The 18,295-nt window shown below is 45.5% G+C and carries 21 protein-coding genes; 5 read left to right on the top strand and 16 right to left on the bottom strand.

Annotated features, from left to right (window positions below; translation table 11 throughout):
• Positions 1-52 precede the first annotated feature (52 nt).
• A complete protein-coding gene (locus tag JUB15_RS15380) occupies positions 53-577 on the bottom strand; it encodes a DUF6702 family protein (RefSeq protein WP_207513376.1) in 525 nt (174 codons plus the stop codon).
• Positions 578-636: 59 nt separating this feature from the next.
• Between JUB15_RS15380 and JUB15_RS15375 the strand changes: the two genes are divergently transcribed.
• From JUB15_RS15375 to JUB15_RS15365, 3 genes are all read left to right on the top strand, one after another.
• A complete protein-coding gene (locus JUB15_RS15375; RefSeq protein WP_207513375.1) occupies positions 637-1,284 on the top strand; it encodes a HupE/UreJ family protein in 648 nt (215 codons plus the stop codon).
• Entirely contained in the window at positions 1,226-3,619 is a 2,394-nt protein-coding gene (locus JUB15_RS15370; protein ID WP_207513374.1) for a M1 family metallopeptidase, read from the top strand. Before JUB15_RS15375 ends, JUB15_RS15370 begins: the two co-directional genes overlap by 59 nt.
• Positions 3,620-4,359: 740 nt before the next feature.
• Positions 4,360-6,237 carry a T9SS type A sorting domain-containing protein gene (locus tag JUB15_RS15365; protein WP_207513373.1) on the top strand — a complete coding sequence of 626 codons (1,878 nt, stop codon included), beginning with the start codon at positions 4,360-4,362 and terminating at the stop codon, positions 6,235-6,237.
• 142 nt (positions 6,238-6,379) lie between these two features.
• Here the strand turns inward: JUB15_RS15365 and JUB15_RS15360 are convergent, their stop codons facing one another.
• The 14 genes from JUB15_RS15360 to JUB15_RS15295 all read right to left on the bottom strand — a co-directional run bounded on the left by JUB15_RS15360 (position 6,380) and on the right by JUB15_RS15295 (position 16,176).
• Positions 6,380-7,033 carry a toxin-antitoxin system YwqK family antitoxin gene (locus tag JUB15_RS15360; RefSeq protein WP_207513372.1) on the bottom strand — a complete coding sequence of 218 codons (654 nt, stop codon included), beginning with the start codon at positions 7,031-7,033 and terminating at the stop codon, positions 6,380-6,382.
• 253 nt (positions 7,034-7,286) lie between these two features.
• A complete protein-coding gene (gene aroQ, locus JUB15_RS15355; protein WP_207513371.1) occupies positions 7,287-7,709 on the bottom strand; it encodes a type II 3-dehydroquinate dehydratase in 423 nt (140 codons plus the stop codon).
• A gap of 52 nt (positions 7,710-7,761) precedes the next feature.
• Positions 7,762-8,871, bottom strand: coding sequence for a glutamine-hydrolyzing carbamoyl-phosphate synthase small subunit (gene carA / locus JUB15_RS15350; RefSeq protein WP_207513370.1), 1,110 nt, complete (start codon positions 8,869-8,871; stop codon positions 7,762-7,764).
• A gap of 203 nt (positions 8,872-9,074) precedes the next feature.
• The gene (gene rplQ / locus JUB15_RS15345; protein WP_207513369.1) at positions 9,075-9,584 is read right to left on the bottom strand and encodes a 50S ribosomal protein L17; all 510 of its coding nucleotides are present in this window, start codon (positions 9,582-9,584) and stop codon (positions 9,075-9,077) included.
• A 162-nt stretch (positions 9,585-9,746) separates the two neighbouring features.
• Positions 9,747-10,748, bottom strand: a complete 1,002-nt coding sequence (locus tag JUB15_RS15340) for a DNA-directed RNA polymerase subunit alpha (RefSeq protein WP_207513368.1) — start codon at positions 10,746-10,748, stop codon at positions 9,747-9,749.
• 129 nt (positions 10,749-10,877) lie between these two features.
• The gene (rpsD, locus tag JUB15_RS15335) at positions 10,878-11,483 is read right to left on the bottom strand and encodes a 30S ribosomal protein S4 (RefSeq protein WP_205512715.1); all 606 of its coding nucleotides are present in this window, start codon (positions 11,481-11,483) and stop codon (positions 10,878-10,880) included.
• A gap of 160 nt (positions 11,484-11,643) precedes the next feature.
• Positions 11,644-12,048 (bottom strand): 30S ribosomal protein S11, encoded by a 405-nt coding sequence (gene rpsK / locus JUB15_RS15330; protein WP_207513367.1) that lies wholly within the window; start codon positions 12,046-12,048, stop codon positions 11,644-11,646.
• A gap of 197 nt (positions 12,049-12,245) precedes the next feature.
• Positions 12,246-12,626, bottom strand: a complete 381-nt coding sequence (rpsM, locus tag JUB15_RS15325; RefSeq protein WP_207513366.1) for a 30S ribosomal protein S13 — start codon at positions 12,624-12,626, stop codon at positions 12,246-12,248.
• Between the two features lie 110 nt (positions 12,627-12,736).
• Complete coding sequence (ykgO, locus tag JUB15_RS15320; protein ID WP_010519235.1) at positions 12,737-12,853, bottom strand: type B 50S ribosomal protein L36; 117 nt, start codon at positions 12,851-12,853, stop codon at positions 12,737-12,739.
• Positions 12,854-12,879: 26 nt separating this feature from the next.
• Positions 12,880-13,098, bottom strand: a complete 219-nt coding sequence (gene infA / locus JUB15_RS15315; RefSeq protein WP_081147897.1) for a translation initiation factor IF-1 — start codon at positions 13,096-13,098, stop codon at positions 12,880-12,882.
• Positions 13,099-13,297: 199 nt separating this feature from the next.
• A complete protein-coding gene (locus tag JUB15_RS15310) occupies positions 13,298-13,705 on the bottom strand; it encodes a hypothetical protein (RefSeq protein ID WP_207513365.1) in 408 nt (135 codons plus the stop codon).
• A 175-nt stretch (positions 13,706-13,880) separates the two neighbouring features.
• Entirely contained in the window at positions 13,881-15,179 is a 1,299-nt protein-coding gene (locus JUB15_RS15305; protein ID WP_207513364.1) for an MFS transporter, read from the bottom strand.
• A gap of 109 nt (positions 15,180-15,288) precedes the next feature.
• On the bottom strand, positions 15,289-15,546 hold the full coding sequence (locus JUB15_RS15300) for a hypothetical protein (protein ID WP_207513363.1): 258 nt from the start codon (positions 15,544-15,546) through the stop codon (positions 15,289-15,291).
• Between the two features lie 39 nt (positions 15,547-15,585).
• A complete protein-coding gene (locus tag JUB15_RS15295) occupies positions 15,586-16,176 on the bottom strand; it encodes a TetR/AcrR family transcriptional regulator (protein WP_207513362.1) in 591 nt (196 codons plus the stop codon).
• Between the two features lie 162 nt (positions 16,177-16,338).
• Here JUB15_RS15295 and JUB15_RS15290 point away from each other — a divergent pair, with 162 nt between their 5' ends.
• The gene (locus tag JUB15_RS15290; RefSeq protein WP_207513361.1) at positions 16,339-16,656 is read left to right on the top strand and encodes a hypothetical protein; all 318 of its coding nucleotides are present in this window, start codon (positions 16,339-16,341) and stop codon (positions 16,654-16,656) included.
• Between the two features lie 38 nt (positions 16,657-16,694).
• Here JUB15_RS15290 and JUB15_RS15285 read toward each other — a convergent pair whose 3' ends face one another.
• Positions 16,695-17,696, bottom strand: a complete 1,002-nt coding sequence (locus JUB15_RS15285) for an aldo/keto reductase (RefSeq protein WP_207513360.1) — start codon at positions 17,694-17,696, stop codon at positions 16,695-16,697.
• 210 nt (positions 17,697-17,906) lie between these two features.
• Between JUB15_RS15285 and JUB15_RS15280 the strand changes: the two genes are divergently transcribed.
• Entirely contained in the window at positions 17,907-18,281 is a 375-nt protein-coding gene (locus JUB15_RS15280) for a hypothetical protein (protein WP_207513359.1), read from the top strand.
• Positions 18,282-18,295 lie beyond the last annotated feature (14 nt).

Below are 18,295 nucleotides of genomic sequence, written 5' to 3'. Positions count from 1 at the left end.
ATGTGATAATATGATGATGTGATAATGTGATAATTGAATACAGTTCCTGGGGTTAAAATTGAAAGGAAGCTTCTTTGTCGGGATTGTTCAGCCGGTAACTTTTGCGGTTGCCGCCAACAGTAACATGCATCATGTTCATTTGCTTTTCGTACGATTCGTACAGGATGGTATTCACTACGTCGATCTTTTTCGGCGCCACCGTATTCTGTACCTCGAAATAGCTCCATACGGCATCATTCTCTTTTTCAAAACCAACGAATGACAGGGTCACAGCTTTATTATCGAGCTTCAACAGCAAATGGCTTTTAATATATTCCATTACCATTTTATCGGCCAACGGTTTATTGGCCGGCGCCGTAAGATCTACCTTTGTATGATAGATACTGGTAAGCGTTTTCTCGAAATCATCGGTAAAGATCTTGCAGCTTATTTCCAGATTTTTGTCGGCTGCATTGTGATTGATTTCCGTAACACTTACATATAATGGATGGCGGGCATCATGCGGCAATCTGCCGTCATTGCCTTTTGGCAGGAAAGCCGAAAGCAGGAACAACCATTTATACAGAAGTATTACCATTAAACATGAAAATTTTAAGGTTACAAATCTCTTAATTATTTTAACACCATTTCGGCAATATGCAGGATTTTACCATTTATTTTCAATTAGGGGTTGACCACATTCTTACACCAGACGCACTGGATCATATCCTTTTCGTAACCGCTTTGTGCCTCCGCTACCTTTGGCGTGACTGGAAAAAAGTAGTGGTGCTGGTGACCGCGTTCACCATTGGCCACTCGTTAACGCTGGCCCTGAGCGCCCTCGGTTATATGCAGGTAAACGCTACCTGGATCGAATTCCTTATTCCGCTTACCATTGCCGCTACCTGCGTCAATAATATCATTCAGTTCAAAGCAGAACCAACAAAGCGGCTGCCGTTGATCTATTTCTTTGCCCTGTTCTTTGGGCTGATCCATGGACTGGCCTATGCTGAAACGATCCTCAGTCTGGAAGGAAAAGAGAACCTGGTGGCAGATCTGCTGGCATTCAATATCGGTATCGAAGTGGCGCAGCTGGTGATCGTGCTGGTGGTTTTATTGCTGTCTTATTTAGTTGTTCAATTATTAAAATTATCACGAAAGGTATGGTTGCAGGCCGCATCTGCCTTAATTTTGGTCATTTCACTCTTTTGGGCATTTGAAAGATTCCCTTATCATAAAAACTACGATGATGAATCAGAAAAAACAGTTCTTGTTTCTGGTATTGGCTGTAGCAGGTATGTATAATGGCGTACAGGGCCAGAATATACAGAACAATCCGGGCTCCAATCACGGAAATAAATTTGAACAGTTGGGTACGATACTACCAACACCCAACGAATACCGCACCGCCAGCGGCGCTCCCGGTCCGAAGTACTGGCAGCAACGGTGCGACTACGATATTAAATGCGAGCTCGACGAAGCCAACCTGAAATTAACCGGCAGCGAGACCATTAATTATTTCAATAACTCACCCAATACACTTACCTATTTGTGGTTGCAGCTCGATGAGAACCAGCACAGCTCCACGAAGAACGCCAACTATCAAAACGGCAGTAACATGCCCCGGCAATTGAATGCTGCAATGGTCGACAGGCTCGAAGAAGCCAATTCGGACAATGGCTATGGCTTCAATATCGTTAAAATAACAGATGTTGCCGGCAGCCCGTTGAAGTATACCATTAACAAGACCATGATGCGGGTTGAATTGCCCACTGCATTAAAGCCCGGTCAAAAATTCACCTTTAACATTAGCTGGAATTACAAGATCGCCGACCGCTTTAAGTATGGTGGCCGCGGCGGTTATGAGTATTTCCCTGAGGATGGCAATTACCTGTTCACCATGGCGCAGTGGTATCCCCGCCTGTGCGTATACAGCGACTTCCAGGGCTGGCAGAACCACCAGTTCACCGGCCGTGGCGAATTTGCTTTGACCTTTGGCAATTTCAAAGTGCAGATGACAGTGCCGGCCGATCATATGGTGGGCAGCACCGGTGAATGCCAGAACTACGCCCAGGTATTAACGCCTACGCAAATGGCGCGTTACACCAAAGCCACAACAGCCAAAGAACCGGTACAGATCGTAACGCTGGAAGAAGCTAAAAAAGCGGAAACGCAAAAAAGCAAAGCAAAGAAAACCTGGATCTTCAAAGCCGATAATGTCCGCGATTTTGCCTGGACCTCTTCCCGCAAGTTCGTATGGGATGCCATGCCGGCTTATGTAGAAAGTAAAAAAGTAATGTGCATGAGCTTTTACGGCAAGGAAGCGTATGGCCTGTACAGTAAATTTTCTACCAAAGCGGTGGCGCATACCATTAAAAGTTATTCCAAATTCACCATCCCCTACCCATACCCGGTGGCACAAAGTGTAGAAGCATCCAATGGAATGGAATACCCCATGATCTGCTTTAACTACGGCCGCACCGATAAAGATGGCACTTACAGTGAAGCTACCAAATACGGTATGCTGGGCGTGATCATCCATGAAGTGGGACACAACTTCTTCCCCATGATCATCAACAGCGATGAGCGCCAGTGGAGCTGGATGGATGAAGGCCTGAACTCATTTGTCGAATACCTTACAGAAGAACTGTACGATAATAAGTTCCCCGTTCGCGGTAAAGGACCAGCCTGGGCTATCGTTGATTATATGAAACTGCCCAAAGACCAGCTGGAACCTATTATGTCGAACTCAGAGAACATCATCGGATTTGGTCCCAATGCCTATACCAAGCCCGCAACCGGTTTGAACATGTTGCGCGAGACCATCATGGGCCGCGAACTGTTCGACTACGCCTTTAAAGAATATGCGCGCCGCTGGGCCTTTAAACATCCCGAGCCTGCCGACTTCTTCCGTACCATGGAAGATGCATCCGGCGAAGACCTCGACTGGTTCTGGAGAGGATGGTTCTTTGGCACCGATCCCTGCGACCTGGCCATTGATTCGGTAAAATATTTCAAAGCCGATGTAAATGCAGCTCCTGCACAACAGGGCGATACCGTAATATTTAGAAAGTTAGACCGGCCTATGGGCTCTACCAACCCGGATATTTCGAAACTCCGTAACCGCGAAGACAAAAGCATTCAGTTCCTCACCGACCAGGATACTACGCTTCGTGATTTTTACTGGAAATATGCACGGGGCATTGAACCATATGACAGCACTACCTACCAGGTGCCGGTTCCTGCTACTATCGAACCGGCAGATGAAGCCGCCAAACAAAAAGTGGCCGGAAAATATTTTTATGAAGTTGCCTTCAGCAATAAGGGCGGACTGGTAATGCCTATTATTGTTGAGTGGACCTTTAAAGACGGCACCAAAGAAGTGGACCGCATTCCGGTTCAGATTTGGCGTTATAATGAAAAGAATGTAAGCAAGGTGTTCATGAAAGATAAGGAGGTGGCTGCGCTGAAACTGGATCCCATGCGGGAAACAGCCGATATCAATGAAGGGAACAACACCTGGGGTACCATGCCGGCACCGTCGAAATTTGCGGTGTTCAAACAAAAACAACAGGCGCGCGGACAATCAACCGGTATTACGCCTATGCAAAAAGCACAGGAGCAGAAAAAAGGATTCTAATAAAGATCTTCCCATATCAAATCGCTTCCTGTTACCAGACAGGGAGCGATTTTTTTTACGCTTAACGCTTGCCCGTCCGTAGCTTTAGCGAAGGCGGGCCGAACGCCTGTGCGTTGCGCCTTTAGCTTTGAGCCTTCAGCCTTCAGCTTTGAGCCCTCAGCCTTTAGCCTTCAGCCTTGTGCCTTTAATGGCATGCCCTAAAGAAAAAACCGACAAAAGCGACAACAAGAGGTATCCAGAAGAAAATAAAATTATCTTTCATAATTCAGTAAAATTACTATCCATCACACATATTGCCTGATCACCCGGCTAAAAACCGGCTGATATTATAGAAAATACCATTTCACCCTGAACAGCATTACAATTATCAATGATATATTATGCGCAAGTAAACAAGATGGGGATAACTGATTAACGTTATTTGAACATTTATATATTATTTTTGCGACCCCTGGAATTAAAAATCCGGCCGCATTTCTTAATCTGGATTTTTCTTTCTAATATAGCGCCACGATTCCTTTGAATTTCCTATCACTATTGATGCTCCAATCTCCACACAACGTCCTTTGCATTTGTACCATTATTCCATTAACCTAACGTGAATGCCTGGCGGCTTGATGTTCCATCCCTTTATGCATTTATAGCTTCCCCTGTAATCCTTTGAAAACGCGTGTCTGTGGAATACGTGTATCCGATCGCAATGTCCTTGGCCTGATCATTCTAAAGAACAATAAATAAATATGAAGAAGGTTACCTCTACACTCTTAGCATTATTCCTATGCCTGTACCTGAGCGCCCAGGTGGGAACGCTGGACGAAACGTTTAATCCGGCGCCAGCAGCTACGCCCGGTTATGTCATTAACAATCTGCATGCTGCCAACGCCGATTACGGCAAGGCGATCGCCACCCACCTGGATGGACGGATTGTTGTAGCCACCTATACCACCAACGAATTCATGACCCTGGTGCGCTATTTACCCAATGGCACCCTGGATGCTTCCTTTGGAACCGGTGGTATTGTGAATCTGAGAGAAGATGATGCTGAAAATAACAACGCCGTTCCGTTTGCTATTACAGTATTAAATGATAATTCCATACTGGTGGCAGGTTTTTCCTATGACGCCACGAAAGATTTCGCGCTCCTGAAATTGCAACAAAACGGTACGCCCGATCCTGCTTTTGGTACTGATGGATGGGTATTGACGCCGATAGGTGCAGGCCACGATGAAGCACGTGCGATAACGGTTCAAAGCGATGGTAAGATCCTCGTGGCTGGATTCAGTCACAATGGAACTAACAATGATTTTGCCGTGGTAAGATATGAGGCGGATGGAGATCTCGATGGCGGCTTTGGTACCGGCGGCATTGTAACAACTGCTATCAGTGGTAACGATGAAGCAGCCGGCGTGGCTGTGCAACAGGATGGAAAGATCATTGTGGGTGGAACCAGTAACAAAGGACCCAACGGCGACTATACAGCTGTACGGTATAATGCCAATGGAACACTCGACAATAGTTATGGCACCGGCGGCATTGCTACCATCGATATCGCCAATGGCGGCGCCGGTTCAAACGATGAATGCTATGCAATGATCTTACAGGTGGATGGAAAACTCCTTATGACCGGAGAATCCTATCCCATTGCTGTAACCAACAATGATATAGCTACCATTCGTTTAACCACAACAGGTATACCCGATGCCACTTTTAATGGCGACGGCAATACTGATGGCATCATCGTATTTGATTATGCGACAAACCCTACCGTTAATTCTGATGAAGACGGGCGGTCAATAGCTTTGCAAAGCGATGGCAAGATCATTATCGGCGGTGGTTTGGAGCCCATAGGCGAAGACTTCAGGTTCTTGTTGTTACGTTACAACACCAATGGCATCCTCGATGCCGCTTCTTTCGATGGCGACGGCATCGTTAATGCTGATCTTACAGCCGACGAAGAATTCGGCTATGCCGTTCATTTATATGATGGCCGCATCTATTTGTCTGGCGGCACCGGCGATCCCAGGAACTTCATACTGGCCGCCTTTGAGAACGACGGTACGCCGCTGCCTTTGGTATTATCTAATTTCTATGCCAATAAGCTCAGCAACAAAGTTCAGCTGCAATGGCAAACGTCCAGCGAAGAAAATGTAAAGCAGTTCATTGTAGAGCGCAGCAATGATGGTAAGACCTACAAGGCCATCGGCCAGGTAGCCGCATCAGGTAATAGCAGTACTACAAAAAATTACACATACACCGATCAGTCGCCCTTTATGTCTGCAAACAACTATTACCGTTTGTTGATGCAGGATATTGATGGCAACTACAAATACAGCAAAACCGTCATCATTAAATTCGACGATGAGTTAAGCGCTAACCTGCAGCTGTTCCCCAATCCGGTTAAAGACGTGTTACAGGTGCAAATACCGAATGGACTGAACGGTACGATCGGTTTACAGATCATCGATATGAACGGACGTGTGATCAAACGGAACAACTTCGCATCTGATGGTAATGCCCTGAATACGCCACTGGATGTAAGCACACTGGTAAAAGGGGTTTATATCCTGAAAGTACAGGCCGGTTCTACTACTTTGATAAGCCGGTTCACTAAAAACTGATGTGCTGATTAGCTAATGTGCTGATGTGCTAATTAAGCTCTTATAAGTATTAATAAAAATAGAAGGCCCCGCCAACAAGCGGGGCCTTCTATTTTTAAAATTGTATTTCATTAGCAAATTAGCACATTATCACATTTGCTAATTAACCACCCGTGCTTCCATCTTTATACCTCACTTTCTTCTTTCCTGAATTCTTTTTTTCAAACTCCACCACTTCTTTTGGTTTGGCAACCGGTTTCTTTTCAGTGGTTACGGGGGCGCTTTTTGCTTCCTGTTCCAGTTTACCCAGGGTGTACAGTTCTGAGCGGATCACCCGTCCGCTAACAGGATCGTAATATTTCCATACGCCGTGCTTGATGGCAGCGCCTTCATTCTTTACGATAACGGTGCGGTAAGTATCGAATTTGTCTGGATCTTCAATTTCGAGGGTATCATATTCCTTATCGGGATTCATGGCGCGCCAGCTCTGTTCCAGTCTTAAAGCACCATCCTTGTTGAAATAGCGGCAGATGCTGTCCTTAAGGCCCCATTTGTAATATTCGATGCCTACGAGGTCGCCCATGAGCGAATATAAGCGCCACTCCCCTTCCTTGCGGTCCTTTTCATACCAACCCTCTTCTTCATAGCCAGGTTCGCCCCGCACGTTGTCATGGTGGTGCTTCCAGGGCCCCCATTTCCGGCCCAGTTTGTCGATCCGGTTCAGGGTATCGCCCTTTGAGGTAAGTTTATAATCCTTCCATTGGGCAAAACTGCATACCGAAAACCCCAGCAGGAACACAAATAATATCAATCGCATTGTAACAGATTTGATAATGGTAATAAACAACTTATCCTTCGCAATAATAACGCCAACCCCCGCAATTCATTGCCGATCGAATATAAGGGGCTTTGTTAAAATTGGCTACCGCGACTGGAAAACGATTTCTGATTTCGGGATTGCGCGATTATGGAATTGCGCAGGCTTGAACATGCTGATGAATCTCAAAATCCCAAAATCTCTAAATCTCGAAATCTCGAAATCTCGAAATCTCGAAATCAGAAATCAGACATCACTTCCGGTCGATGAGATATTGTAGCGCGAGCTCATAGCCCTTGAGGCCCAGGCCGATAATGCTGCCCGCCGCTTTGGCCGATACATGGCTTAATTTGCGGAACTCTTCCCGCGCATGTACATTGGAGATATGTACCTCTACCACCGGCGTTGTAATGCTGGCGATGGCGTCGCCAATAGCTACAGAAGTGTGGGTATAACCCCCGGGATTCATAATAATGCCATCATATTCGAACCCAACCCGTTGTAATTCATTGATCAGCTCCCCTTCCACATTACTCTGGTAGTAGAGGATCTCTATCTGCGGGTATTTGCTTTTCAAGGTTACCAGGTAATCTTCAAAAGAGGTACTGCCGTAAATGCCGGGCTCCCGCTTTCCGAGCAGGTTCAGGTTTGGACCGTTAATGATAGCTATTTTCATAACGTTATGGAGAAAAAAGGGCGGGTTCTTTTACAGTGACCCGCCCTTATTATTAGTTCATGTATTCCTTGATCATGTTAATGAAGTCATCGAACAGGTAGCGGCTGTCGTGCGGACCAGGCGTGCTTTCCGGATGGTATTGTACCGAAAAAGCGGGCTGGTCTTTCAACCGGATGCCTTCGATCGAATTGTCGTTCAGGTTCACGTGGGTGATCTCTACGTTCTTCGCCTTTTTAACAGATTCGGGATCAACGCCAAAACCGTGATTTTGCGTGGTCACTTCGCATTTGCCCGTAAGCAGGTTCTTCACCGGATGGTTCAAACCGCGGTGGCCATGGTGCATTTTGAAGGTAGTGATGTCATTGGCCAGGGCCAGCAGCTGGTGCCCCAGGCAGATGCCGAAGGTGGGCTTTTTCTCTTTCAACACTTCTTTAACCGTTACAACCGCGTAGTCCATTGCTGCCGGGTCGCCGGGACCATTGGAAATGAAATACCCGTTGGGAGCAAATTTCTTGAGTTCGCTAACCGGTGTTTTGGCAGGAAATACTTTTACATAAGCGCCCCTTTCAACCATACATTGCAGGATATGCTGCTTGGTGCCAAAATCAAGTACGGCGATCTTTACCGGTGAATTGGGATCACCCAGGGTATATGGTTCGCTGGTGCTCACTTTGCTGGCCAGCTCGAGGCCGTCCATGCTGGGCACCTTTTTCAATTCTTCTTTCAGCTGGTCAACATCGAGAATCTCAGAAGAGATGATGCAGTTCATAGCACCCTGCTGGCGCACATGGGTTACCAGTGCACGGGTATCAACCCCTTCAATGCAAACGATATTATTTTTGATCAGATATTGATCCAGGGATTCATTAGCCTGTTTGCGGCTGTATTGTTCTTCCAGGTTCCGGCCGATCATACCGCGGATCTTCACACTATCCGACTCAACATCAGTGTCTTTGGTGCCGTAATTCCCAATGTGCACGTTATTCATAATAACGATCTGGCCAAAATAACTGGGATCGGTAAAAACTTCCTGGTAACCGGTCATCCCGGTATTGAAACAAATTTCACCGGCTGTAGTGCCTATTTTACCAAAGGCTTTTCCGTAATGAACGGTGCCATCTTCCAACAGTAGTACAGCGGGTTTTTGAAGCGGATTCGACATCTTTCTATAAAAAATTTTGCAAAAATAAAACAATAATTTGATTTTGGGATTTCGAGATTTCGGGATTTTGGGATTTTAACCTTTGCCTCTCATACCGACTCTCCATCTCAAGGTCCCTAAACGCTAAATCCTGCCATTCGGTTCATAAAAAAAGCAAGACCGGTAACAGTCTTGCTTTTCTATAAAAACCAATTCGATCATTTTTACTTCGCTGCTTTTTTAGCTGATTTTTCTTCTGATGCTGTTTCTTCGGCAGGAGCGGCAGCTTCTTCACCGGCAGCTTTTTTACGGCTACCACCGCGACGTGTTTTCTTCGCAGCTTCTTTTACTTCACCTTTTCCTTTACCGTAGATCTCATTATAGTCAACCAGTTCGATCATAGCTGTTTCAGCGTTATCACCCACGCGGATACCCAGCTTAATGATGCGGGTATAACCACCAGGACGGCCACCAACTTTCTCGGCTATAGGTCCGAACAGTTCAGTAACAGCCTCTTTGTTCTGCAGGTAGCTGAACACTACACGGCGCTGATGCGTGGTGTTATCCTTAGACTTTGTGATCAGCGGCTCAATGAAAGTGCGCAGTGCTTTTGCTTTAGCCAAAGTGGTAGTGATACGCTTGTGATTGATAAGCTCACAAGCCAGATTTTTCAGTAACGCCTTCCGGTGAGAAGCCGTTCTGCCCAGGTTGTTGATTTTGTCTCCGTGACGCATGACGTTGTTGTTTTATCGACTGTACCGTGTCAGGAATTACAGTCTACTGTTATTAATGTGATAATGTGATAATTCGATAATTTGATAATCCAAAAACCGGCGCTTACAAAGGCCGCGCAAAAGCATTATCACATCAGCTAATTATCACATTAGCTTAATTGACTAAAGTTCTTCTTTGTCGAGACCAAGTTTGCTAAGATCCATTCCAAAGTGCAGTCCTCTTTCAGCCAGCACCTGCTCGATCTCGGCAAGTGATTTCTGACCGAAGTTCCTGAACTTCATCAGGTCTTCCTGTTCGTATTGAACCAGCTCGCTCAAGCTGTTGATCTTGGCAGCTTTCAAACAGTTGAAAGCGCGTACAGACAGATCCAGGTCTTCAAGCGGCGTTTTCAGGATCTTACGCAGTTGCAGCATTTGCTCATCAACTACATCCTCTTTCTTATCTTCCTTGTTATCGAAAGTGATGTTCTCGTCGGTGATGATCATCAGGTGCTGGATCAGGATGCGGCTGGCTTGTTTCACCGCTTCTTCAGGGTGAATGGTGCCATCGGTAGTAACTTCCATGATCAGTTTTTCGTAGTCAGTACGCTGTTCAACACGCGTGTTTTCAATAGCATACTTTACGTTTTTGATCGGTGTGAAGATAGCATCGGTTGGGATGTAGCCAAATGGCGCATCTTTCACCTTGTTATCCTCAGCAGGAACGTATCCGCGACCTTTTGAAACAGTCAGCTCGATATCGAGCTTGGCTGAAGAATCCAGAATACAGATCAGCAGCTCCGGGTTCATGATGTCGAAGTTTTGTGTAGCTTCTCCGATCATACCGGCTGTGAACTCTGATTTATTTTTGATGCTCAACGTAATTTTTTCCTGGCTCACTTCATGATCTACCTTCTTCTTGAACCGAACCTGTTTCAGGTTCAGGATGATCTCCAGCACATCTTCGGTAATTCCCTTGATGGTAGCAAACTCATGGTCTACACCTTCAATGCGGATACCTACAATTGCAAACCCTTCCAATGAACTCAACAATACCCTGCGCAAAGCATTACCAATGGTTACACCGTAACCAGGCTCTAACGGGCGAAACTCAAACTGGGCTTCGAATTCCGTTGCTTTTTGTAAAACTATTTTGTCAGGTTTCTGGAAATTTAAAATGGCCATATTTTAAAATTTCGATTTTTTACTTCTTTGTTAATGAGTTGCAGCGCTTGGCGAGTTATAATTATCAGTAGTGAATGCAGCATTGCGGGTTCCTTGCACGTTTACCGTTTGCCGTTTCACGCCTCACGATTACTTACTATACAACTCAACAATTAATTGCTCCTTAATGTTCTCAGGAACGCTTTCCCGCTCTGGATAAGCTACGAAAGTACCTGTCATTTCAGCTTCGTTCCAGTCGAGCCAGCTGAACTTCTGGTTCTTACCGCGGAATACGCTGGTAATAGCAGTGTTCGACTTGTCTTTTTCTTTAATGCTGATGATATCGCCTGGTTTTAACTGGAAAGAAGGAATGTTCACCACTTCTCCGTTAACAGTAATGTGTTTGTGCGATACCAGCTGACGGGCGCCGGGACGTGAAGGAGAAAGACCCAGGCGGTAAACGGCGTTATCTAAACGGGCTTCCAGCAATTTGATCAGGTTTTCACCAGTTACACCTTTTATACGCGCAGCTTCTTCAAAAGTTTTGCGGAATTGTTTTTCCAGAACGCCGTAAGTGTATTTTGCTTTTTGCTTTTCTTTCAACTGTAATGCATACTCACCGGGAGCTTTACGCTTTTTTGAAGGACCATGCTGACCGGGAGGGTTACTGTTCTTTGACAGATATTTACCATTGCCTAAGATAGGCTCGCCGAAAATGCGGCAGATTCTTGTTTTTGGACCAGTGTAACGTGCCATGTTGTTATTAATTAGATTTTTTGGTGACGGTACACGATCCTAAAAATCTTAAAAATCAATCGTGCACCCTGTTAAAATATATTTCGAGATTTCGGATGTCGGGATTTTGGGATTTAAAAATTCAAATCCTAAAATCCCGAAATCGTAAATCAGAAATTCGTTATACCCTGCGTTTTTTGGGAGGACGGCAGCCATTGTGCGGCAGCGGAGTTACGTCCTTGATCATAGCTACTTCAATGCTGTTTTGAGCCAGACCACGGATAGCGCTCTCGCGACCGGCGCCGGGACCTTTTACATATACATCAACTTTCTTCACACCTGCATCGAAAGCTGTTTTGGCAGCATCGGCTGCAGCCATCTGAGCGGCATATGGAGTGTTCTTTTTAGAACCTTTGAAACCCATTTTACCGGCACTGCTCCAGGAAATAACCTGGCCGTTCTTGTTGGTAATGCTGATGATAATGTTGTTAAAGCTGGCTGAAATGTGAACATCACCATAGGTGTCCACTTTCACAATTCTTTTCTTCGCAGCGGCTTTTGCGCTGGGCTGTTGTGCTTTTGCCATAATTGTTTACAGGTAATCTTGTTTAAAAATAACTCCCATTTGAGTGGGAACCAGATCAACACTCCACCTGCACCTGGTATCTGTTGCTGACCTGTTATAATTGGTGCAATTATATAAAAGCTCAAGCCACAAGCGGCAAGGCACAAGAATCAAAAAATTGAACCTTGTACCTTGTGCCTTGTAGCTTAGCGCATTTATTATTTCTTAGGTGCTTTCTTTTTACCGGCAACAGTTTTCCGTTTTCCTTTACGGGTACGGCTGTTGGTACGTGTACGTTGACCACGAACAGGTAATCCTTTACGATGGCGCAAACCACGGTAGCAGGCGATATCGAGTAAACGCTTGATACTCATTTGCACTTCAGAACGTAACTGACCTTCTACCTTGAATTCGTTGGTAATGATATTACGGATAGCGTTCAGTTCGTCATCATTCCACTGATGTACTTTTTTGTCCAGCGCAATACCTGCTTTGGTAAGTATATACTGGGCAGTTGAACGGCCGATCCCAAAAATGTAGGTAAGACCAATTTCGCCTCTTTTATTCTTGGGTAAGTCTACACCGGCAATACGAGCCATAATTCTTGATTATTGTTTGTTGTTTGTAGTTTGTTGTTTTTATAATTCATCAGTCCTACAACCCGCAAACAGCTTTAATTGCCGGTTGCCGATTGCTCATTGCCGATTGATTACCCTTGTCTTTGCTTGAAGCGAGGGTTCTTTTTGTTGATAACATATAACCGGCCTTTTCTACGCACGATCTTGCAATCTGCGCTACGCTTTTTGATAGATGCACGAACTTTCATAACATTTATTTATTTACAGTGCTTTACTATTTATAACGGAAGATTATCCTCCCCCTCGTCAAATCATAAGGGCTCATCTCCACACCCACCTTATCTCCCGGCAAAATCCTGATGTAATTCATCCGCATTTTACCAGAGATCGTTGCCAGTATTTCATGGCCATTTTCAAGTTTTACCTTAAACATTGCGTTCGATAAAGCTTCAGTTATAACTCCATCCTGTTTAATCAGCGGTTGTTTACCCATATAATTTTAAGGAGGCGCAAAGATATGATAATCGCCCTAAAAAAGAAAAAAATAAGAAATAATTAAAAATAATTGCCTTTTTTCCCTTTAATTCCGGGCCAAAAGGACATAAAAAACAAGGAGCACCGAATGCTGAAGATGGTTCAACCCTCCTTATCCGACACTCCTTGTTTCCTATAAAAATATGAAAATAAGTAATTTAATGCACACGGGCAGGTAATAATTCTACCTTGGTCATTTGGTAATAGTGATTTTGCAGTTCATGCACCATAATCGGCTGGTTCAAATACCGGTGGTCTTCGCGCCACCAGATCTCCATCACCGAAAAATCGTCTTTTTTGGGTAAAAGCACCCGGAAAGAGTCTTTCATGTACTTTACACTCCCGTCTCCGTTCTCGGTCATGGTAAAACCCAGCTTCCGCATTTGCTCATCATTCAGGGCGATGGGATACAATTGCTCCGGTGAGTACCAAAATTCCTGCACACCCGTATCCACACACACTTCCTTGTCTTCCCGGTTGATATCCGTAACCATCCCTTCCTTCTGCTGACCTTCATATTCAGCTATTACAACATCTCCGAATTTAAGTTCTGAAAATTTGATCATATGACAGCATTTTTAGTTGATTTCTAATTTACAAAAGGCTGTCCATATAACAATACTTAAGTTCTAAGTTAATGTTCCCGGTTCATAAGAAGGGGTGGGTTTAAGTTACAGGTTACAAGTTACAGGTTACAGGTTACAGGTTTCAGGCTTTTCCGGGCAACCTGTAACCTGTACCTCATTCTATTACAAAGGCCGCTGTCTCCGACTCCTTTTCATGCTTTTGTGCATTCGTCTTCCCTATCTTCCGGTTCACCTGCCGGTTAACGAAGTACAACATTACGATCACCACGATCATTGAGGCTATTACAATGATCCCCAACGTACTGTAATGCTGCAGCTTTTGATCGGGGCCCTCGGTGATCACCTGCCCCGCCAGAAACGCCGCCAAACCACCCGCAAACTGCTGAACCGATGAATTGATACTCATGAAGGCACCCCTGTCCTGCGGTTGCGGAATGGCGCTTAAAAGCGCTGTAGAAGTGGTCATCCTCGCCAGAATACCTGCAAACATGAGCACATTGATCGTGATCACCACGGCCAGCGGTGTAACGCCCAGGTTGGTGTAGATGGCTACCATGATCATCGTCAACAGGCTCCCGCCTACAAAAACATTGTATTTACCCAGTTTATCACCTAAAAACCCGGCGAGCGGACCGAAAACAAAAGAAAATATTCCCGAGATGCCATATAAGACCGGCAGATCCTCCTGCCTGATGCCAAGATTCCTTACACTGAAGTCGCTCCCGAATGGCATTAACATAAAGCCGCCCGTAGCCAGCAAGGTCGTGGTCAAAAAGGCCAGCAGATAATTCCGATTCGAAATGGTGTTGCCCATGTGCTGAAAGACGTTGCGGTCATGCTGCAAAGCCAAATGGGCATTCACCGGCTTCATTTTCAGGGCGATAATAATGCCGGGGATCACTCCTGCAATGACGATCATCCAGAAAGGGGCATGCCAGGCGAATTTATTGGCCAGAAAAAGTCCAATAGGTAAACCCAGCACCTGGCTGGCGGCAAAGGCCATTTGTATAAAGCCCATCACCCGGCCCCGCACTTCCAAACTGAACAGATCGGTTACAATGGCCATGCTTACCGAACCGATAACCCCGCCGAAAAGACCGGTCACAATACGGGCGCCCAATAAAAACCGGTAACTGGTAGCCATGGCGCACAGGGCCGTACCGATCAAAAAGCCGGTATAGAAAAAGATCAGCAGCTTTTTGCGGTCGAACTTATCGGCAAAACCTGCAGCGAGCAAACCCGAAGCGCCGGCGCTGAATGCATAGGCCGAAACGGCCATACCGAATTGGGCCGGGGAAATGTTCAGTTCCGGTCTGATGATAGCGCCCAGCGGCGACATCACCATAAAATCGAGGATAACGGTGAATTGTAAAAAAGCCAGTATGGCGATCACAAAGACGTCATAGTTGGAAAAGGATGGTTTCGCGATTTTCGTTGGATTGGTTTGGTTCATGTAAAGTATGATTTGTGTTTGGACAAATACCCGCCCTGAGGTCGATGGGACGGAAAATCCAGCCTCCCGATTGCATTGGGAGGATTTTTCTTTGGGATTCTATGGGTCGTTAATCAGGCAGCTCTTCGCATAAATATCCTACGGCCGTCACCAGCCGGATTATATCTTCCGGCATTAACCAGGCTGTTTCAATACGAAGCACATTGTCAATATCGTGCTGATCAACATTCCACTTCAGGATTCCGGGCGTTTCGCCCATCACCGGTGAAATACGCCAGATATCTTTAGCAGATATCAGGTTGGTCTTGAAGACGAATACTTGCACGTTTTGTTCAGAATAAGAAGCAGGTTTAACGATGGTATTCATAAAAATGAACATTCATTTACTTAATTTGGCAAAAAAATATTACGGTTTCAGGGCTTTCAACACCAGCTGCAGCGTTTGATCCACTATCTCATTGCTGATCGTGAAATGCTCAGTGGCCGGCGTTTCGCCCTGCGTGTGGAATTTGATCAGCTGATACAAAGGGGCAAAAGCTACGGCCCAGTACACTTCAAAGGGAAGCGGCGTTAATTCGCCGCGGTTAATGGCATTGTGTACGAACTTACCGAGCACATCGCCAAAGTTCTGCCTGATGGTTTTTTTAATGGCATCGTAAGTGGGCATGTACCTGATCTGCTCTATGAACTGCATATCCAGCGGATGATTCAAAAAGAATTCCATCCGGTTCTTCCATTGCAGGGCCATACCGTCGGCAAACGACATTTTTGGGTGCATGCCCTTCAGGCTCGATTCCATCAACCGGTTGCTGATCTCCGTCGCGATCTGGGTGATCAGGTCATCCCGGTCTTTGTAATAGATGTAGAGCGTAGCAGGCGACACGGCGGCGGCTTTGGCCAGTTTTTGCATGCTGAAGCCATCGAGCCCCTCCTTTACGATCATTTCGATCGCTTTTTCCCGGATACTATTTTCTTTATTGACGTCCCTTGTACGCATTGCAGGGCAAATATAAATGAATATTCATTCACTTATAACTATTTCGCCGGTTTTTTTGAGGGTTTTACCAAATCCGTCAGATACTGCAAGGATTGGAAAATTGTTTGGTATTGATTAACAATCTTTTATGACCTTACCCGGGTTAAAATAAAAGTTTATAGCATGCCATTTATACTTTTAAATGGTACGCTAAAAATTATTTTCACCCCATTTCCAGCTATAAACCATACTCCAAAAACTTTTGAAGCACCATTTCCAGCTATAAACGTTACGCCAAAAACTTTTGAAGCACCATTTCCAGCTATAAACCATACGCTAAAAACCTTTGGAGCACCTTTTCCAGCTATAAACGATACTCCAAGAACTTTTGGAGCACCATTTCCAGCAATAAACCATACTCCAAAAACTTTTGGAGCACCATTTCCAGCTATAAACGTTACGCCAAAAACTTTTATCAGCCCATGTCAAACTATAATGTAGACGCCAATAACTATTATCAACCGATTTCGAACTGGAAACTATACCGGAATCACCAACTCCAACCTATCCAGTTTGTCATTGATGAATGCAATCTCTTCCTTACTCAGCTTCACATCCGCCGCTTTTGCATTCTGAACAGCCTGTTCGGCATTGCGGGCGCCGGCCAGGGCAATCGTAATACCCGGCTGATCGATGGTCCAGCGGAGCACCAGCTGCGCCAGGGTAGCATTTTTTTCCGCAGCCAGCGGCCTTAAACTGTCGAGCATATCGTTCACCCGTGTTATGTTCTCGGTTGTGTAAAAACGATTGCCATCACGGGTATCGCCTTCACTGAAACTATGACCGGGTTTTATTTTACCCGTGAGCAAACCGCGCTGCAGCGGACTGTACACAATGATCGCTTTTTTATTTTCAATGGCGTAAGGAACCAGGTCTTTTTCAATATCCCGCAGCACCATGCTATAAGGCACCTGGTTAGAAGCGAGGCTGATGGTCTTTTCGGCTTCCTGCATCAATGCGGGTGAATAATTACTAACCCCGGCTGCCAGTATCTTGCCCTGCTCCTGTAACCGCACCAAAGCCTCCATGGTTTCTGCTACCGGTGTAGTGTTATCGGGCCAGTGTATCTGGAACAGATCAATATAATCGGTTTTCAGGCGGCGCAAACAATCCTCGCATTCCTGTATCACACTTTCTTTGGATGCATACTTATGCATGTCAATGTCACGGCCATGATTATCCCTGCTTTTGAAAAAGAATTCACCGCCTTGTGTATCCCAGCGTAAGCCGAATTTCGTAAGCAGCTGCACACGGTCGCGGGGAATGCTGCTGATCGCTTCCGCTACAATTTCTTCGCTCAATCCCTGTCCGTACGCCGGCGCCGTATCAATAGAAGTAACGCCATTGTCATACGATGCTTTGATGGCATCAACGGCCTCGCGGCGGTCACTCCCACCCCACATCCAGCCGCCAATGGCCCATGCACCAAACGTAATTACCGAAGCTTTTACAGAAGAAGTACCCAATTGTCTGTATTCCATAACTTAATTTGTTGGTTGTGACTATTTATTGAGCTTATCGTTTTTGTAATGATGCAAGTTAATGTAACTTTGCACGTCTAATAAACGTCACGTTCTTATTAACATGCAACGAAAACCTTACAGCGGTTGTCGTATTGCAGTCAGTCTGCCGGCCTTGCTTCGCCGAAGCTTTGCGAAGGCGCAGCAGGCAGCCATGAACTCAAAAATATTATGAAAAAAATTCTTTTATCTATCCCGCTGGCATTGCTGCTTTTTGCGGCCTGCCGCAAGGCAAACAACCCGACGGTGTTTGATCTGGGGGTAGATGTGCAGGGTGGCTTCGAAAAAGATCATGTACAGGTGTATATTGATAACCAACCGTTATTAAATACTGAGGTAACTACATCTCCTTTGTTGGGACTGGCCACCAGCATTTCAACAGCCAATACAGAGGGCCTTCACACTATCAGGGTCATTGTAAACGGCAATATTGAAAAAACGGAGAAATTCGCCCAGCCCGGCGATCTGTACATCGGCATTAGTTACAACAAAACAACTGCTACTGTTTCCTGCAATTATTCCGAGCACCAGTTCTTGTACTATTAAAACTGCATTAAAAT

Source organism: Longitalea luteola (genome assembly GCF_017356035.1).
Classification (GTDB): Bacteria; Bacteroidota; Bacteroidia; order Chitinophagales; family Chitinophagaceae; genus Niastella; species Niastella luteola.
This window is presented reverse-complemented; position numbering and strand designations above follow the sequence as displayed.

What these genes read in the sequence shown, in the direction of transcription:
- JUB15_RS15380 (WP_207513376.1), bottom strand. Translation starts at nt 577, where the DNA reads ATGGTAATACTTCTGTATAAATGGTTGTTCCTGCTTTCGGCTTTCCTG.
- JUB15_RS15375 (WP_207513375.1), top strand. Translation starts at nt 637, where the DNA reads ATGCAGGATTTTACCATTTATTTTCAATTAGGGGTTGACCACATTCTT.
- JUB15_RS15370 (WP_207513374.1), top strand. Translation starts at nt 1,226, where the DNA reads ATGATGAATCAGAAAAAACAGTTCTTGTTTCTGGTATTGGCTGTAGCA.
- JUB15_RS15365 (WP_207513373.1), top strand. Translation starts at nt 4,360, where the DNA reads ATGAAGAAGGTTACCTCTACACTCTTAGCATTATTCCTATGCCTGTAC.
- JUB15_RS15360 (WP_207513372.1), bottom strand. Translation starts at nt 7,033, where the DNA reads ATGCGATTGATATTATTTGTGTTCCTGCTGGGGTTTTCGGTATGCAGT.
- aroQ (WP_207513371.1), bottom strand. Translation starts at nt 7,709, where the DNA reads ATGAAAATAGCTATCATTAACGGTCCAAACCTGAACCTGCTCGGAAAG.
- carA (WP_207513370.1), bottom strand. Translation starts at nt 8,871, where the DNA reads ATGTCGAATCCGCTTCAAAAACCCGCTGTACTACTGTTGGAAGATGGC.
- rplQ (WP_207513369.1), bottom strand. Translation starts at nt 9,584, where the DNA reads ATGCGTCACGGAGACAAAATCAACAACCTGGGCAGAACGGCTTCTCAC.
- JUB15_RS15340 (WP_207513368.1), bottom strand. Translation starts at nt 10,748, where the DNA reads ATGGCCATTTTAAATTTCCAGAAACCTGACAAAATAGTTTTACAAAAA.
- rpsD (WP_205512715.1), bottom strand. Translation starts at nt 11,483, where the DNA reads ATGGCACGTTACACTGGTCCAAAAACAAGAATCTGCCGCATTTTCGGC.
- rpsK (WP_207513367.1), bottom strand. Translation starts at nt 12,048, where the DNA reads ATGGCAAAAGCACAACAGCCCAGCGCAAAAGCCGCTGCGAAGAAAAGA.
- rpsM (WP_207513366.1), bottom strand. Translation starts at nt 12,626, where the DNA reads ATGGCTCGTATTGCCGGTGTAGACTTACCCAAGAATAAAAGAGGCGAA.
- ykgO (WP_010519235.1), bottom strand. Translation starts at nt 12,853, where the DNA reads ATGAAAGTTCGTGCATCTATCAAAAAGCGTAGCGCAGATTGCAAGATC.
- infA (WP_081147897.1), bottom strand. Translation starts at nt 13,098, where the DNA reads ATGGGTAAACAACCGCTGATTAAACAGGATGGAGTTATAACTGAAGCT.
- JUB15_RS15310 (WP_207513365.1), bottom strand. Translation starts at nt 13,705, where the DNA reads ATGATCAAATTTTCAGAACTTAAATTCGGAGATGTTGTAATAGCTGAA.
- JUB15_RS15305 (WP_207513364.1), bottom strand. Translation starts at nt 15,179, where the DNA reads ATGAACCAAACCAATCCAACGAAAATCGCGAAACCATCCTTTTCCAAC.
- JUB15_RS15300 (WP_207513363.1), bottom strand. Translation starts at nt 15,546, where the DNA reads ATGAATACCATCGTTAAACCTGCTTCTTATTCTGAACAAAACGTGCAA.
- JUB15_RS15295 (WP_207513362.1), bottom strand. Translation starts at nt 16,176, where the DNA reads ATGCGTACAAGGGACGTCAATAAAGAAAATAGTATCCGGGAAAAAGCG.
- JUB15_RS15290 (WP_207513361.1), top strand. Translation starts at nt 16,339, where the DNA reads ATGCCATTTATACTTTTAAATGGTACGCTAAAAATTATTTTCACCCCA.
- JUB15_RS15285 (WP_207513360.1), bottom strand. Translation starts at nt 17,696, where the DNA reads ATGGAATACAGACAATTGGGTACTTCTTCTGTAAAAGCTTCGGTAATT.
- JUB15_RS15280 (WP_207513359.1), top strand. Translation starts at nt 17,907, where the DNA reads ATGAAAAAAATTCTTTTATCTATCCCGCTGGCATTGCTGCTTTTTGCG.